The organism is Paracoccus sp. pheM1, from assembly GCF_018499825.1.
In the GTDB taxonomy this organism is placed as follows: domain Bacteria; phylum Pseudomonadota; class Alphaproteobacteria; order Rhodobacterales; family Rhodobacteraceae; genus Paracoccus; species Paracoccus versutus.
Genome location: NZ_JAGXCX010000001.1, coordinates 1951968 through 1967781 on the forward strand (window position 1 = coordinate 1951968; position 15814 = coordinate 1967781).

A 15814-nucleotide genomic window follows, 5' to 3' on the forward strand; every position below is an offset into this window, starting at 1 on the left:
GGGCCGTCCGGCAGAGCCCGGCCCCTTCCCGCGGCCGTTGCCGCCGAAACCCGCCCGCCGCCGCCGCGGGCCCAGCCCCAGGGACGCCAGGCCAGAGATGTTTTCCGTGCTGCCCCTTCTTGCCGGCCTGCTGTTCATGGCCGCCTCGCTCACGCCCTCGCTGATCCCGCGGGACTGGCTGATGCAGGGGGTGCTGGCCGGGGTCTCGATGGCGGCGGGCTATGTCATGACCCAGTTCCTGCTGGCGCTGTGGCGCGCGCTGGAGCTGCCGGTGCTGCGGGGCCGGCCGGCGCGCATCGCCCATGCCGTCCTGGCGGTGCCGGTGCTGGTGCTGCTGGGGCGCGGGGTGATCCTGTCGGGCGCATGGCAGAACAGCATCCGCGCCCGCATGGGCATGCCGGATCTGGAGGTCAACAACACCGCCAAGATGCTGGCCCTGGCGCTGGCGGTCTTTCTGGTGCTTTTCGTGACCGGCAAGGCGATCCAGGCGCTGTTCGACCTGCTGCGGCTGCGGCTGGCGCGCTATATCCCGGTGCGCAGCGCCAATGTGCTGGGCCTGCTGCTGGCGGTGCTGATCGTGGTGACGCTGACCCGCGACGGGGTGGTGAACGGGGCGATGCGCATCGCCGACAGCTCCTATGCCGCGGCCCAGCACCTGACCGACCCCAGCGTGCCGCCGCCCGCCGAGCCCTGGCAGCCCGGCTCGGCCGCCTCCGGCATCGACTGGGAGCTGATGGGCAAGCCGGGGCGCGACTTCGTGCTGGGCGGCCCGCGCGCCCGCGCCATCTCGGGCTTTACCGGCCGCCCGGCCAAGGAGCCGCTGCGCATCTATGTCGGCCTGGCCCAGGACAAGGATCCCCAGGCCCGCGCCCAGGCGGCGCTGGACGAGATGCTGCGCGTGGGCGCCTTCGACCGCAAGGTGCTGGTGCTGGCCAGCCCTACCGGCACCGGCTGGATGGACCCGGCCAGCTACGACGCGCTGGAATACATGCATGGCGGCGACGTGGCGACGGTGGCGGTGCAATATTCCTATCTGCAAAGCCCGCTGGCCCTGATCTTCGAGACCGAATCCGGCCTCGACCAGACCACGGCGCTGATGCGCGCGGTCTATGAGCATTGGCGCCACCTGCCCCCGGACCGCCGGCCGCGCCTGTATCTGCACGGCATCTCGCTGGGCGCCTGGTCGTCGATGTATGCCTTCAACCCGTTCCAGATGATGAACGAGCCGGTGGCCGGCGCCTTCTGGGTGGGCCCGCCCTTCACCTCGACCCTGTGGCGGCAGGCCAATGGCGCGCGCCAGCCCGGCAGCCGCTTCGTCCTGCCCGAGCTGGATGAGGGCGAGGTGATCCGCTATGCCAGCCAATATGCGCCGCCCGACCGCTCGGGCCGGCCCTGGGGGCGGCTGCGCATCCTGTTCCTGCAATATGCCAGCGACCCGATCGTGTTCTACGACCCCGCCTCGCTGTGGCGGGCGCCGGAATGGATGCACGAGGCGCCGGCGCCCGACGTCTCGCCACGGCTGCGCTTTACCCCGGTGGTGACGCAGCTGCAGCTGGCGGTGGACATGCTGGTCTCGACCTCGGCGCCGCCGGGCTTCGGCCACAGCTATCACGCCCGCGACTATATCGACGGCTGGGTCGCCGTCACCGCACCCGAGGGCTGGACGGCCGCCGACAGCGAAAGGCTCAAGGCGATCTGCGGCCAGGAGGGCAGGCTCGGATGCGCAAACGGCTGATCCTGGCGCTGGCGCTGCCGGCGCTAGTGGCCCTGGCGCTGGGGCTGAACACGGCGCGCAACTATGCCGGCTGGCAGCCCGCGACCGAGACCCCGGCCGAGCGGTTGGCCCGGCTGAAGCCGCATTGGCGCATCCTGCGGCCGGATGGCCCCGGCCCGCATCCCGCCGCGGTGCTGCTGTCGGGCTGCGACGGGGTGCATGACAACATGGACTATTGGGCGCGGCAGTTCCTGGCCATGGGCCGGGCGGCGCTGATCCTGGACAGCCACGCGCCGCGGCTTCTGGACAAGGCGCAGGCCTGGCGCGCGCTTTGTGCCGGGCAAGTCCTGCCGGGGGCCGAGCGCGCCGGAGACCTGGCCGTGGCGCTGGCGGCGCTGCGCGAGATGCCGGGCATCGACGGCTCGGACGTGGCGCTGCTTGGTGCCTCGCATGGCGGCTGGACGGCGATGGAGCTGCTGCGCGCGCTGGGCGAAGGCGAGCCGCCGCCCGGCCTGACCGCCTGGCCCGCGCCGCCCGGCAGCCTTGCCGCGCAGCTTGGCCCGGTCGTGCTGCTGTATCCCTATTGCGGCTTGCTGAACGGCGCGGCCAAGGGGCCCTGGCCCGGCCATGTGCGGGGGCTGATGCTGCTGGCCGAACTGGATTCGATCACCGATTCCGCCGATTGCCGCCGGATGGCCGAAGATCTGGTCGCCCAGGGCGCGCATCTGGCCGTCACCACCTATCCCGCCGTCAACCACGGCTTCGACCAGCGCGAACGCTCGTCGCTGTCGCCGCTGGAGTTCGACGCGCAGGCGCGGGCGCGGGCCACCCGCGACATTCGCGCCTTCATGCAGGGTTTTGCCGCGCCCGCGACCGGGATATGAGACCCCGACACAAGGAGGGCAGCGATGCGCGTCATCTTCATGGGCACACCCGATTTCTCGGTCCCGGCGCTGCGGGCCGTCGCCGCGCGGCACCAGGTCGTCGCGGTCTATTCCCAGCCGCCGCGCGCGGCCGGGCGCGGGCAGAAGCCGCGCCCCTCGCCCGTGCATCGCGCCGCCGAGGAGCTGGGCCTGCCCGTGCGCACGCCCGAGCGGCTGAAATCGCCGCAGGAGCAGGCGGATTTCGCCGCCCTGGCCGCCGATGTGGCGGTGGTGGTGGCCTATGGGCTGATCCTGCCGCCGCCGGTGCTGGCGGCGCCGCGCCTGGGCTGCCTGAACATCCACGCCTCGCTTCTGCCGCGCTGGCGCGGGGCGGCACCGATCCATCGCGCCATCATGGCCGGCGATGCCGAGACCGGCGTCGCCATCATGCAGATGGAGGCGGGGCTGGATACCGGCCCGGTCCTGGCCGAGGCGCGCACCGCCATCGGCCCCGAGGACACCACCGCCGACCTGCACGACCGACTGGCCGAGATGGGCGCGGCGCTGATCGCCCGGACGCTGGACCGCCTGCCCCTGCCCGCCCGGCCGCAGCCGGCCGAGGGCGTGACCTATGCGCAAAAGATCGACAAGGCCGAGGCGCGGATCGACTGGAGCCAGCCGGCCGCAGCCGTGGACCGGCAGATCCGCGGCCTGTCGCCCTTTCCCGGCGCCTGGTGCCTGGTCGGCGACGAGCGGGTGAAGCTGCTGCGCTCGCGCCTTGCCGCCGGGTCTGGCGTGCCGGGCCAGGTGCTGTCGGGCTTCACCATCGCCTGCGGCGAGGGCGCGGTCGAGGTGCTGGAGGCGCAGCGCGAGGGCAAGCGCCCGATGCCCGCGGCCGAGATCCTGCGCGGCATGAGCCTGCCCCCATGTCTCGGCTGAAGGCCCCGCCTTACTGAAGGCCCCTCGCTGGTGGCCTCTCGCTGATGGCATTGTAGCAAATTCGCCACAACTTTCGGTTGCTGAAACGCGCGCAGGCCGTTTCGGGCAACCCCATGTTAACCTTTCCCCGTCAGACCGGGTCCGAGGCTTTCGATCCGGCGATCCTGAGAAGGGTCTGAAAGGGGACGACTATCATGGAAAACCTGATCCGGGTGATGGCCGATCATTGGTGGGTGCCGCTCTTGCGCGGCATCGCGGCGATCCTGTTCGGCCTGATGGCGCTGATCTGGCCGGGGCTGACCGTCTATGCCCTGCTGCTGGTCTTTGGCGCCTATGCGATCTTCGACGGGGTGATGGCGATCGTCATGGCCTTCCGGCGCAGGCCCGCGGACGACCGCTGGTGGGCCTGGGCGCTGGACGGCGCGCTGTCCGTCGCCATCGGCCTGATGGCGCTGTTCTGGCCCGAGGCGACGGCGCTGGCCTTCATCATCTGGATGGCCGCCTGGGGCGTGGTCGCCGGCATCTTTCGCATCATCGCCGCGATCCGGCTGCGGCACGAGATCGATGGCGAATGGGCGCTGGGGCTCAGCGGGCTCTTGCTGGTGGTCTGGGGCGTGCTGCTGGCGCTGGTGCCGGCGGCGGGACTTCTGGGCATCGCCTGGCTGATCGGCCTGTTCGCGCTGCTGATCGGCGGGGCGATGATCGTGCTGGCCTTGCGGCTCAAGGGGCTGAAGGCGGTCTAGCTTGCCCGGCCGCAGGGGTATTTGGGGAACAGAGAAATGATCAGGTTCCGCGCGGCTTGGCGCGAGTGGTCGGGTCGGCCTCCAGCGGGTCTTCCGGCCAGGGGTGGCGCGGGTAGCGGCCGCGCATGTCCTTCCTGACATCGCCGTAGCCGCCGGCCCAGAAGCCCGGCAGGTCGGTCGTCACCGCGACGGGCTTGCCGCCGGGCGAGAGCATGGTGATGCGCAGCGGCCGGTTGCCGACGACCGGGTGGCGCGCGAGGCCGAACAGCTCTTGCAGCTTCAGTTCGATCGAGGGGGTTTCGTGGTCGTAGTCGATGGGCACCTTGCGGCCGAGCGGCGTGACGAAATGCGCCGGCGCCGCCTGGTCCAGCCGGCGCTGGCCGTCCCAGCCGATGCGCGCCTTCAGCGCCTCGGTCAGGTCCAGCCCGCGCAGGTCGGAAAGCGTCCGCACCTTGCCCAGGTAAGGCAGCAGCCAGTCGGGATCGGCGAGCAGGCTTTCGTCATCGACCGGGCCGAGTTCCGGGATCAGCGCGATCCGCGCCCGCAGCCGCGCGGCGCCTGGCGTCCAGTTCAGCCCGTTCGCCCGCAGTCCCTCGAATGCGGCGCGGGCCAGCGCCTGCGGGTCGGGGTCGTCCAGCGCCCGGTCGGCCAGCACCAGCGCGCCGAAGCGTTCCTGGCGGCGGGCAAGGATGCGGCCCTCGCGCCGCGACCATTCCACCAGCGCGACGGTCTCGATGCGGCCGGGGAAGAGGGCGCGGATCTCGTCCTCGGTCACGACGGCGGCCATGCGGATGCGCGCCTCGCGCGTATCGCCGTCGAGGTCGGTGGCGACGATCAGCCGCTGCGCCGCCAGCGCGTCGCCCTCGGGCAGCGCGGCACCCTTGCCGCCCGACAGCACGTAGCGCGGTTGCTCGCCCTTGCGGCGCAGCCCGATGCGGTCGGGATAGGCCAGCGCCGCCATGGCGCCCGGCGAGAGGCCCGCGCCCTCGGCTGCCATGCGGCGCAGGCGCTTGGCCTCGTCGCGGATGCGATGCAGCGTGCTGGGGTTGGCCGGCCAGGGGTGGCGGTCCTGATAGGCGCGCAGGTCGCGGATCGCCGCCAGGCGCAGGGCCAGGTCGGCGGGGGCGCCGGTCAGCGGGTCGCGCTCGGCCATCAGCGCGGCGAGGTCGGCGGCGTCGCGCCCCGCCGTGACCAGCATGTGCCCCAGCCGCGGATGCAGCGGCAGCGGCGCCAGGCGCCGGCCATGGTCGGTGATGCGGTTGCCCGCGTCCAAGGCGCCGAGGTCGCGCAAGAGCGCCCGCGCCTCGGTAAGCGCGGCCTCGGGCGGTGGGGTCAGGAAGGCCAGGTCGCGCCCGTCCGAGCCCCAGATCGCCAGCTCCAGCGCCAGCCCGGCGAGGTCGGCCACGGCGATCTCGGGCGGGGCGAATGCGGGCAGCGCGCCCTCCTCGGCCCGCGCCCACATCCGATAGCAGATGCCTGGCGCGACCCGGCCGGCGCGGCCGCGGCGCTGTTCTGCCTCGGCGCGGCTGACGCGTTCCGTTACCAGACGCGACATGCCCGATCCGGGATCGAAGCGCGCCCGCCGCGCCCGGCCGGCATCGACCACCACCTTCACGTCGGGAATGGTCAGCGAGGTTTCCGCGATCGCGGTCGCCAGCACGATCCGCCGCCGCCCGCCGCCCTGGGGCTGCAAGGCCGCGCGCTGCGCCTTGAAATCCATGGCGCCGTAAAGCGGCAAGACCTCGGCCGGGACATCCAGCATGGCCTGCACCCGGCGGATCTCGCCCTCGCCGGGCAGGAAGGCCAGGATGGTGCCGCCGATGTCGCGCGTCGCCGCCTCGGCATCCGTGATCAGCCGCGCCGCCTCGGGCACCAGCCGGGCGCCTGCGGGCAGCGGGCGGGAAAGCCAGCGCGTCTCGACCGGAAAGGCCCGGCCTTCGGAGCGGATGACCGGCGCCCCGTCCATCAGCGCCGCGACCGGCTCGGCGTCCAGCGTCGCCGACATGACCAGCAGCGCCAGGTCGGGGCGCAGCGCCTGCCGCGCTTCCCAGGCCAGGGCCAGGCCCAGGTCGGCATTCAGGCTGCGTTCGTGGAATTCGTCGAAGATCACGCAGCCGACGCCCGAAAGCTCGGGGTCGGACTGGATCATCCGGGTCAGGATGCCCTCGGTCACGACCTCGATGCGGTTGCCCGGCACCGCCTCGCCGCGGATGCGATAGCCGACGGTGCGGCCCAGGGGCTCGCCCAGCGTCTCGGCCATGCGCTCGGCCGCGGCGCGGGCGGCCAGGCGGCGCGGCTCCAGCATGAGGATGCGGCCGGTGACGACGGGCAGCAGCGCCAGGGGGACGCGGGTGGTCTTGCCCGCGCCGGGCGGCGCCATCAGCACCGCGCGGCCATGAGCGGCCAGCGCGGCGGTCAGTTCGGGCAATACGGCGTCGATGGGCAGTTGCATTCGCGCCTTATGGCAAAGCGCCGCCCAGGCGAAAAGACCTGCCCCTACACATCCGCCGCCGGCCTGCCTATCTTGACCCGGCCAAAGCGAGGGACGGAATGGGTATCGCCGACGATCTGATGCAGGGCCTGGGCATGTCCGACCCGGTGCTGCGGCTTGGGGTGACGGGACTGTCGCGGGCGGGCAAGACCGTGTTCATCACCTCGCTGGTGGCGAACCTTCTGGACCGCGGCCGGATGGCGGCGCTGCGGGCGGCGGCCGACGGCTCGCTCAAGGCGGCGTGGCTGCAGCCGCAGCCCGACGACACCGTGCCGCGATTCGACTATGAGCGCCACCTGGCCGCCATGACCGGCCCCGACCCGCATTGGCCCGAGGGCACGCGCCATGTCAGCCAGCTGCGCCTGTCCCTGCGGGTGCAGCCGCGCGGGCTGATCGCCGGCTGGCGCGGCCAGCAGGTGCTGCATCTCGACATCGTCGACTATCCGGGCGAGTGGCTCCTGGACCTGCGGCTGATGGAAAAGGACTTCGACCAATGGTCGCAGGAGGTGCTGGACCGCATGGCCGGCCGCCCCGGCGCCGAGACCTTCCGCGCCGCGCTGGTCGCGACCGATCCGGAGCGCTTCGACGAGACCGCCGCGCAGGCGCTGGCCGCGGCCTATACGAGCCACCTGCACCGGGCGCGCGACGCGGGCTGGTCGGATTGCACTCCCGGCCGCTTCCTGATGCCGGGGGAGCTGGAGGGCTCGCCGGCGCTGACCTTCACGCCGCTGCCGCATGAGATGCGGGCGACGCCCCTGGGGCGCGAGTTCGCGCGCCGCTTCGGCGCCTACAAGGCGCGGGTGGTGAAGCCCTTCTTCCGCGACCATTTCGCCCGCATCGACCGGCAGGTGGTGCTGATGGACGTGCTGGGCGCGATCCATGCCGGGCCGCCGGCGGTCGAGGACATGCGCCGCGCCATGGCCGACATCCTGGGCGCCTTTCGCCCCGGCCGGGCGGGGTGGCTGGCGCAGCTTCTGGGCGCGCGCCGGGTGGGGCGCATCCTGTTCGCCGCCACCAAGGCCGATCATTTGCACCACATTCAGCATCCGCGCCTGACCGCGATCACCGCCGCCATGCTGCGCGAGGCGCGCGACCGCGCCGATTTCTCCGGCGCGCGGACCGAGGCCATGTCCGTCGCCTCGCTGCGCACCACCACCGAGGAGATGATCCGCCAGGACGGCGAGGAACTGCCCGCGGTGCGCGGCACGCTGATGGACGGGCGGCAGGCGGCCTTCTATCCGGGCGAGCTGCCGGCCAATCCGGCCGAGCTCTTGGTGCCGGCAAGCCAGGGCGCGGCGCGCTGGCTGGACGGCGACTATGCGATCATGGATTTCGCCCCGGCGCCGGGCACGCTGCGGCCGGGCGACGGGCCGCCGCATATCCGGCTGGACCGCGCGGCCGAGTTCCTGATCGGCGACAGGCTATAGGAGGGCGCCATGGCTGAACCCCCGAAACGGCGCGGGCCGGTGCTGATGGAGATGGGCGGGCCACCCGAACCGGCCGAGCCGCCCCGCCCCCAGCCCGCCCAAGCCGGCCAGCGCGACCGCAAGGCGCCGCGCGCCGAGTGGCGCGAGGGCGAACCCGCGCCCTCGCCCGCCGATGCGCCGATGATCGACGACGGGCTGCCGCCCCTGCCGCAGCCGCGCACCATGCAGCTGGTGGCGCGGCTGGTCGGGCGCGGGCCGTCGCGGCTGACGCGGTTCTTCATCAATACCGGGGTGGCGCTGTTCACCTTCCTTTTGTCGGTAGCGGCGCTGCGCTATCTGACCGACCTGCTGAACAGCTATCCGCTGCTGGGCTGGATCGGCATCGCGCTGATGGTGCTGTTCTGCCTGGCCGCCCTAGGCATGGCCTGGCGCGAATACCGCGCCTGGTCGCGCTTTGCCGCCATCGACGGCATCAACCGCGCGGCCGGGGCGGCGCTGGCCTCGGGCGACCTGAAGGCCGCGCAGCATGTGGTGGCGCGGATGGAGGGCCTGTATCGCGCCCGACCCGAGCTGGAATGGGGGCTCGGCCGCCTGCGCGAGCGCAAGGGCGACGCCTATGACGCCGAGACGCTGATCGCCCTGGCCGAAACCGAGCTGCTGGCCGCCCTGGACCAGCAGGCCCGGCGCGAGATCGAGGCCGCCGCCCGCACCGTCGCCGCCGCCACCGCGCTGATCCCGCTGGCGCTGGCCGACGTCATCGCGGCGCTGGCGGCGAACCTGCGCATGATCCGCCGCATGGCCGAGATCTATGGCGGCCGCGCCGGCGCCGTCGGCGGCTGGCGGCTGGCGCGCACGGTGATGACGCATCTGATCGCCACTGGCGCGGTCGCGGCCGGCGACGACCTGATCCATACCGTCGCCGGCGGGGGCCTGCTCGCCAAGGTCTCGAAGCGCTTCGGCGAGGGGGTGGTGAACGGCGCGCTGACCGCCCGCGTCGGCATCGCGGCGATGGAGGTCTGCCGGCCGCTGCCCTTCCTGCACCAGCCCCGGCCCCGCGTCGGCAACCTGATCGCGCGCGGGCTGAAGGGGCTGTTTGGCGAGGAAGAGGCGAAGTAGCTGCGGATTGCACCGCCGCATGGGTATTTGGGCAACGAAGAAGCCAAGGTTCTTTCCATGCCGCGCCTGGCGTATTGATGGGTCATGAGAACGCGCCGCCTTGCCCTGTTTCTGATGAATTGCGTCCTGGTCCTGGGGATCGGGGCGGGGCTGCGGGACCGGTTTGACGATTGGGTCGATGCCACCGCCCTGCCCCGGCTGGACGTGCCGGTGGGGGTCGAGGTCGTGGCGCGGGACGGGACGCTGCTGCGCGCCTTCCAGGTCGCGGACGGGCGCTGGCGGCTGGATGCGGGGCCGGTCGATCCGCTGTTTCTCGACATGCTGATGACCTGGGAGGACCGGCGGTTTGCGGGCCATGCCGGCATCGACGGGCGGGCGCTGTTGCGCGCGGGCTGGCAGGCGCTGCGGCATGGGCGGGTGGTTTCGGGCGGATCCACCCTGACCATGCAGGTGGCCCGGCTGATCGAGGAGGGGCCGACCGGGCAATGGGCCGGCAAGGCCCGGCAGATGCGGCTGGCCCTGGCCCTGGAGCGGCGGCTGGAGAAGCGCGAGATCCTGGCGCTTTACCTGCGCCTTGCCCCCTATGGCGCCAATGTCGAGGGCATCCGGGCGGCGTCCCTGCAATGGTTCGGCAAGGAGCCGCGGCGGCTGACCCCGGCCCAGGCCGCGCTGCTGGTGGCGCTGCCGCAATCGCCCGAGGCGCGGCGGCCGGACCGTTTCCCCGAAGCCGCCAGGGCGGCGCGGGACCGGGTGCTGGCGCGGGCGGTGCGGGCTGGGCTGATCTCGGCCGCCGACGGGCGGGCGGCGATGGCCGAGCCGGTGCCGCGGGTGCGGCGCGCCTTTCCGGCGCTGGCGCCGCTGCTGGCCGCGCGGCTGCTGCGCGAGCATCCCGGCGCCCTGCGGATCGAGACCACCATCGACGCGCGCCTGCAACGCCGGGCCGAGGCGTTGGCCGCGCGCGCCGTGCAGGGCGCCGGGCGGCGGCTGTCGGCGGCCGTGGTGCTGGCCGACCACCGGACGGGCGAGATCCTGGCCGAGGTCGGCGCCGCGGATTGGACCGACGGTGCATCGGCCGGCTTCGTCGACATGGCGCGGGCCTGGCGCAGCCCCGGCTCGACGCTGAAGCCCTTTGTCTACGGGCTGGCCTTCGACGACGGGCTCGCGCATCCCGAGACGCTGATCGAGGACCGCCCGACCGCCTTCGGCCGCTGGCAGCCGCAGAATTTCGACCGTCATTTCCGCGGCACCGTCAGCCTGCGCAATGCGCTGATCTGGTCGCTGAACATCCCGGTGGTGAAGCTGGCCGAGGCGGTGGGGCCGAACCGCATCGCCCAGGCCCTGCGCCGCGGCGGGATCGAACTGCGCCTGACCGGCGAGGCGCCGGGGCTGGCCATCGTGCTGGGCGGCGCCGGCGTCACGCTGGAGGGGCTGGCCGAGGGCTATGGCGCGCTGGCCCGCGGCGGGCGGGGCATCGGCCTGTCGCCCCTGCCGGGCGGGGGCACGGAACGGGCCGCGCCGATGTTCGGCCCGGTCGCGGCCTGGCAGGTCGGGCATATCCTGGGCCAGAACCCGGCCCCGCACGGCACGCGGCTGCGGCCGCTGGCCTACAAGACCGGCACCTCCTACGGGCATCGCGACGCGCTGGCGGTGGGCTTCGACGGCGCGCATGTCGCCGCGGTCTGGCTGGGGCGGCCTGACGGGACGCCCGTGCCCGGCGCCTTTGGCGGCGAGCTGGCGGCGCCGGTGCTGTTCGACCTCTTCGACGCGCTGCCCGCGGTGGCGCTGCCGCCGCCCCCGCCGCAGGCGCTGACGCTGCCGAACAGCGCCCTGCCCCTGCCCTTGCGCCGCTTTGCCCCGCCGGGACGGGCCAGCGCCCTGGCGGCGGGCCCCGCCGCCCCCGATGCGCTGCGCCTGACCTATCCGCCCGACGGGGCCGAGATCGACGCGCGGGGGCCGCTGACCGCCAAGGCGCGGGGCGGGCGCGGGCCCTGGACCTTCCTGGTGAACGGGGCGCCCGCCGCCGTCGCCCAGCCGCAGCCGGTGGCCAGCCTGCCCCATCCCGGCCCCGGCTTTGCCGAATTGACGGTGCTGGATGCCGATGGCGCCTCGGCCAGTGCGGCAATCCGGCTGCACTGAGACAATTTGCGCGCTTCGTGATTCGCTTGACCTTTTCTTGGCCGGGATTTGCGACATATTCGCACCATGCTGCGCATCACCGACCAGATCGCCATCGAGGAATGGGAACTGTCCGAACAGTTCACCCGGTCCCAGGGACCGGGCGGGCAGAACGTGAACAAGGTCGAGACCGCCGTCGAGCTGCGATTCGAGGCCGAGCGGTCGCCGCACCTGTCGCCGCCGGTCAAGGCGCGGCTGAAGCGCCTGGCCGGGCGGCGCTGGACGCAGGACGGCGCCCTGCTGATCCGGGCCGAGGAGACCCGCAGCCAGGCCCGCAACCGCGAGCTTGCGCGCGAGCGGCTGGCCGAGCTGATCCGCCAGGCGCTGGTCGCGCCGCGCAAGCGCATCCCGACCCGTCCGACGCTGGGCAGCCAGCGCCGCCGCCTGGCCGCCAAGACCCAGCGCGGCGAGGTCAAGGCCGGGCGCGGCCGCATCCGCGACGCGGAGGATCCGGCATGATCGTCCAGTTCCGCGAAAGGCTGGCGCGGCTGATCGGCCGCCGCCCGCCCGACATGCAGGTCGCGGCGCTGTGCCTGAACCAAGCGACCGGCGAGGTGCTTTTGGTGACGAGCCGCGGCACCGGGCGCTGGATCGTGCCCAAGGGCTGGCCCATGCCCGGCCGCAGCCTGGCCGATGCCGCCCGGCAGGAGGCCTGGGAGGAGGCCGGCGTCAAGGGCCGCGTCGCCGAGGCCGAGATCGGCCGCTATCACTATGACAAGGACCAGGACCGCGGCTTCGCCATCCCGGTCGAGGTGCGGGTCTTTCCGCTTTACGTCGAGGGGCTGGACGAGGATTTCCCCGAGGCGCATGAGCGCAGGCGCCGCTGGTTCGCGCCCGAGGACGCCGCCCGCATGGTGGCCGAGACCGGGCTGAAGCAGATCCTGCGCCGCCTGCCCGCCCAGCGGCGGCACCCCCCGGAATGAGGCGCGAACCCCGCGAATACCGCACGCTCGACAAGGATCTGAGCCGCGTCACCAATGCCGAGCGCGCGGTGCTGCATTCGGCCCGGCCGCTGATGCGGCTGGGGCTGGCGCTGATCTTCATCGCCGCGGCCAGCTATGTCGGCACCGGCTTCTTCGCCGACCAGCCGGCCATCGGCATCCTGGCGGCCGGCCTGGCGGTCGCGGCCTATCTGGCGCTGTCGATCGGCGGCAACGACGTGGCCAACGCGCTGGGGCCGGCTGTGGGCGCGGGGGCCATCGGCATGACCGCGGGCCTCATGCTCGTCGCGGGGATGGAGGTTCTGGGCGCGGTCATCGCCGGCAGCGCCGTCACCGCCACGCTGACCGAGGGGCTGGTCGGCAGCACCCTGGGCGAGGGCGAGGCGACGGCCCGGATGATGCTGGCGGCGCTGCTGGCGGCGGGCAGCTGGATCAGCCTTGCCACCTGGCTCGACGCGCCGGTCAGCACCACGCATTCCGTGGTCGGCGCCATCGCCGGCGCGGGAATGGCGACCTTTGGCCTGGGCGCGGTGAACTGGCCGGCGATGGGGATGATCGCCTTTGGCTGGATCGTCTCGCCGCTGGTCTCGGGGCTGGCGGCGGCAGGGCTGATGGCGCTGCTGCGCGCGCTGGTGCTGGACCGCGAGGATCGCGTCGCCGCCGCCCGCACCTGGATGCCGGTGGTGGTCGGGCTGGCCTCGGCCATGCTGGCGGGGGTGGCGGAGCTGGCCTGGCACGGCTCGGGCCTGGCGGCGAATGCGGGCCTGGCCCTGGCCTGCGGCGCGCTCGGCTGGGCCTATACCCGGCGGCGCATCGACCGGCAGTCGCGCGGCGAGGCCGGCGGGCGTCTGGCGATGAAGCAATTGCTGGCGGTGCCGCTGATCGCCGCGGCGCTGGTCATGGGCTTTGCGCATGGCGCCAACGACACCTCGAACGTGGCCGCGCCGCTGACCATCATCCTCGACAGCCTGTCGGCCGGGGGGGACGACGATCTGCGCGCCCGGCTGGTGCTGCTGCTGGGGGGCCTGGGCATCGCGCTGGGGATCCTGCTTTTCGGGCGGCGGCTGGTGCATATGGTCGGCAGCCGCATCACCCGGCTGAACGCGTCGCGCGCGCTTTGCGTCTCGCTGGCGACGGCGGCGACGGTGCTGGGGGCCTCGCTTCTGGGCCTGCCGCTTTCGACCACGCATGTCGCGGTGGGGGGCGTGTTCGGCGTCGGCTTCTATCGCGAATGGCGCGACCGCCGGCTGGCGGCCAGCCACGCCCCCCTGCCCGCCGAGGAGCGCCGGCGCCGCCACCTGGTGCGCCGGTCCTACATGCGGATGATCCTGGGCGCCTGGCTGGTGACGGTGCCCGCCACCGCCGCGCTGGCGGCCGCGCTGGTCTGGATCGGCGGGTTCTAGGGGCGGAGCTTTGCGGGAAAACCAGCCACGCCTGATCCGGGCCACGGCCCCGCCCCTGTGGGCGCGATCCGCAGCCAATCGACCGCCCTTGCCGTCCGCGTGCGCGCTCATCAGGCCCGGCGCAGCCCGCGTCGCCCGCCGCGCTGGTCTGGATCGGCGGATCCTAGGCCGACGCTTTCCGGGAAAACCATCCGCGCTTGCTCCGGGCCACGGCCCCGCCCCTGTGGGCGCGATCCGCAACCAATCGGCCGCCCTTGCCGTCTGCGTGCGCGCTCATCAGGCCCGGCGCAGCCCGGCCTCGCCCGCCGCGCGGGTCTGGGACAGCGTGGCGCCGGTGCTCAGCGCCTCGGGGTCCAGCGCCAGCTCCAGCACCGCCAGGGTGCCGGCGGCCTGGGCGCGGGCGAAGGCCTCGGCGAAATCCTCCTGCCGCTCGACCCGCTCGCCATGGCCGCCATAGGCGCGGGCCAGGGCGGCGAAATCGGGATTGGCCAGCGCCGTGCCCGAGACGCGGCCGGGATAGCTGCGCTCCTGATGCATGCGGATGGTGCCGTAATGGCCGTTGTTGGCCACGATGACGATGACGGCGGCGCCATGCTGGGCGGCGGTGGAAAGCTCGTTCACTGTCATCTGCAGGCAGCCGTCGCCGGCCATGCAGACCACGCTGCGGCCGGGATGTTCCAGCTTGGCGGCGATGGCGGCGGGCAGGCCGTAGCCCATCGAGCCCGAGGTCGGCGCCAGCTGCGTGCCGAAGCGGCGGAAGCGGTAATAGCGATGGATGAAGGCCGCGTAGTTCCCGGCGCCATTGGTGACGATCGCATCCGGCGGCAGGTGGTCCGAGAGCCAGCGCACCACCGCCTCCATCCGCACCGCGCCGGGGGTGGGGCGGGGCTGCTGCCACGCCTCGTAGCCCGCGCGCAGCCCGGCGGTCCAATCGTCCCAGCGCCGCGGCGCGGGCAAGGCGGCCAGCGCCGCCACCACCGCGCGCGGATCGGCGACCAGCCCCGGATCGGGCCGCCACAGATGCCCCAGCTCGTCGGGCGAGGGGTGGATGTGGATCACCCGCGCATGCGGGCGCACCGGGTCCATCAGCTCGTAGCCGCGCGTCAGCGTGTCGCCCAGCCGCGAGCCCAGGGACAGCACGCAATCCGCCTGCGACAGCGCCTGCCCCAGCGCCGGATTCATGCCGACGCCCAGGTCGCCGACATAGTTCGGATGCGCATTGTCCATATGCCCCTGCCGGCGGAAGGGCACGGCGACCGGCAGGCCCCAGCCTTCGGCAAAGCGCGCCAGGTCGTCGGCGGCGGCCTGCGACCACAGCGTGGCGCCGGGCACGACCAGCGGCCGCTCGGCCCCGGCCAGCGCCTGGGCGATGGCCTTGATCGATTCCGCGGCGACGGCGGAAAGCGGCGGGGCCGGCGGGGCCAGGTCCGGCACCTCGGCGCGGGCAGAAAGCATGTCCTCGGGCAGCGCCAGCACCACCGGACCGGGCCGGCCCGACATGGCCAGGTGAAAGGCGCGCGAGACATATTCCGGGATGCGCTCGGTCTGGTCGATCTCGGCCACCCATTTCGCCAGCGGGCCGAACATGGCGCGATAATCGACCTCCTGGAAGGCGTCGCGGTCGCGGTCGGCGCGGGCGATCTGGCCGACGAACAGGATCATCGGCGTCGAATCCTGCCGCGCCACATGCACCCCGGCGCTGGCGTTGGTGGCACCGGGACCGCGGGTGACGAAGGCCACGCCCGGCCGCCCGGTCAGCTTGCCATGCGCCTCGGCCATCATCGCCGCGCCGCCCTCGTGCCGGCAGGTGACGTTCTGGATGCCGGATGCGTAAAGCCCGTCCAGCGCCGCCAGGAAGCTTTCGCCGGGGACCGAGAACACCCGCCCGACCCCGTTCGCCTTCAACGCATCGACCAGAATCTGCCCGCCATGCCGCATCGCCGCCGTCTCCCTGCTTTTCTTTGCGGCCAGTCTGGGCCAGCTTGCGCGGGACTGGCAAGAT

At 73.2% G+C, this 15814-nt stretch carries 12 protein-coding genes; 10 read left to right on the top strand and 2 right to left on the bottom strand.

Going from position 1 to position 15814, the window contains the following annotated elements:
- The first annotated feature begins 97 nt into the window (after positions 1–97).
- The 4 genes from KF941_RS10010 (at position 98) to KF941_RS10025 (ending at position 4259) form a co-directional block, all read left to right on the top strand.
- Positions 98–1735, top strand: coding sequence for an alpha/beta-hydrolase family protein (locus KF941_RS10010; RefSeq protein WP_072460982.1), 1638 nt, complete (start codon positions 98–100; stop codon positions 1733–1735).
- A complete protein-coding gene (locus KF941_RS10015; protein WP_214273248.1) occupies positions 1720–2598 on the top strand; it encodes a dienelactone hydrolase family protein in 879 nt (292 codons plus the stop codon). Before KF941_RS10010 ends, KF941_RS10015 begins: the two co-directional genes overlap by 16 nt.
- A gap of 24 nt (positions 2599–2622) precedes the next feature.
- The gene (gene fmt / locus KF941_RS10020) at positions 2623–3516 is read left to right on the top strand and encodes a methionyl-tRNA formyltransferase (RefSeq protein WP_214273249.1); all 894 of its coding nucleotides are present in this window, start codon (positions 2623–2625) and stop codon (positions 3514–3516) included.
- A 194-nt stretch (positions 3517–3710) separates the two neighbouring features.
- Positions 3711–4259 (top strand): DUF308 domain-containing protein, encoded by a 549-nt coding sequence (locus tag KF941_RS10025; RefSeq protein ID WP_214273250.1) that lies wholly within the window; start codon positions 3711–3713, stop codon positions 4257–4259.
- Positions 4260–4299: 40 nt separating this feature from the next.
- On the opposite strand, the gene hrpB is transcribed toward KF941_RS10025, so the two are convergent.
- Positions 4300–6711, bottom strand: coding sequence for an ATP-dependent helicase HrpB (hrpB, locus tag KF941_RS10030; protein WP_072460985.1), 2412 nt, complete (start codon positions 6709–6711; stop codon positions 4300–4302).
- Positions 6712–6809: 98 nt separating this feature from the next.
- Here hrpB and KF941_RS10035 point away from each other — a divergent pair, with 98 nt between their 5' ends.
- The 6 genes from KF941_RS10035 (at position 6810) to KF941_RS10060 (ending at position 13812) form a co-directional block, all read left to right on the top strand.
- The gene (locus KF941_RS10035; protein ID WP_072460986.1) at positions 6810–8177 is read left to right on the top strand and encodes a YcjX family protein; all 1368 of its coding nucleotides are present in this window, start codon (positions 6810–6812) and stop codon (positions 8175–8177) included.
- A gap of 9 nt (positions 8178–8186) precedes the next feature.
- Positions 8187–9293: a TIGR01620 family protein gene (locus tag KF941_RS10040; RefSeq protein WP_072460987.1), complete on the top strand. Its 1107-nt coding sequence runs from the start codon at positions 8187–8189 to the stop codon at positions 9291–9293.
- A gap of 84 nt (positions 9294–9377) precedes the next feature.
- Complete coding sequence (gene pbpC, locus KF941_RS10045) at positions 9378–11429, top strand: penicillin-binding protein 1C (RefSeq protein WP_240540275.1); 2052 nt, start codon at positions 9378–9380, stop codon at positions 11427–11429.
- Between the two features lie 66 nt (positions 11430–11495).
- Positions 11496–11927, top strand: coding sequence for an alternative ribosome rescue aminoacyl-tRNA hydrolase ArfB (arfB, locus tag KF941_RS10050; protein ID WP_036760911.1), 432 nt, complete (start codon positions 11496–11498; stop codon positions 11925–11927).
- Positions 11924–12391 (top strand): NUDIX hydrolase, encoded by a 468-nt coding sequence (locus KF941_RS10055; RefSeq protein ID WP_072460990.1) that lies wholly within the window; start codon positions 11924–11926, stop codon positions 12389–12391. The genes arfB and KF941_RS10055 overlap by 4 nt, the downstream gene beginning before the upstream one ends.
- On the top strand, positions 12388–13812 hold the full coding sequence (locus KF941_RS10060; protein WP_072460991.1) for an inorganic phosphate transporter: 1425 nt from the start codon (positions 12388–12390) through the stop codon (positions 13810–13812). Before KF941_RS10055 ends, KF941_RS10060 begins: the two co-directional genes overlap by 4 nt.
- A 276-nt stretch (positions 13813–14088) precedes the next feature.
- Here the strand turns inward: KF941_RS10060 and KF941_RS10065 are convergent, their stop codons facing one another.
- Entirely contained in the window at positions 14089–15750 is a 1662-nt protein-coding gene (locus KF941_RS10065) for a thiamine pyrophosphate-binding protein (protein WP_214273251.1), read from the bottom strand.
- Between the last annotated feature and the right edge of the window lie 64 nt (positions 15751–15814).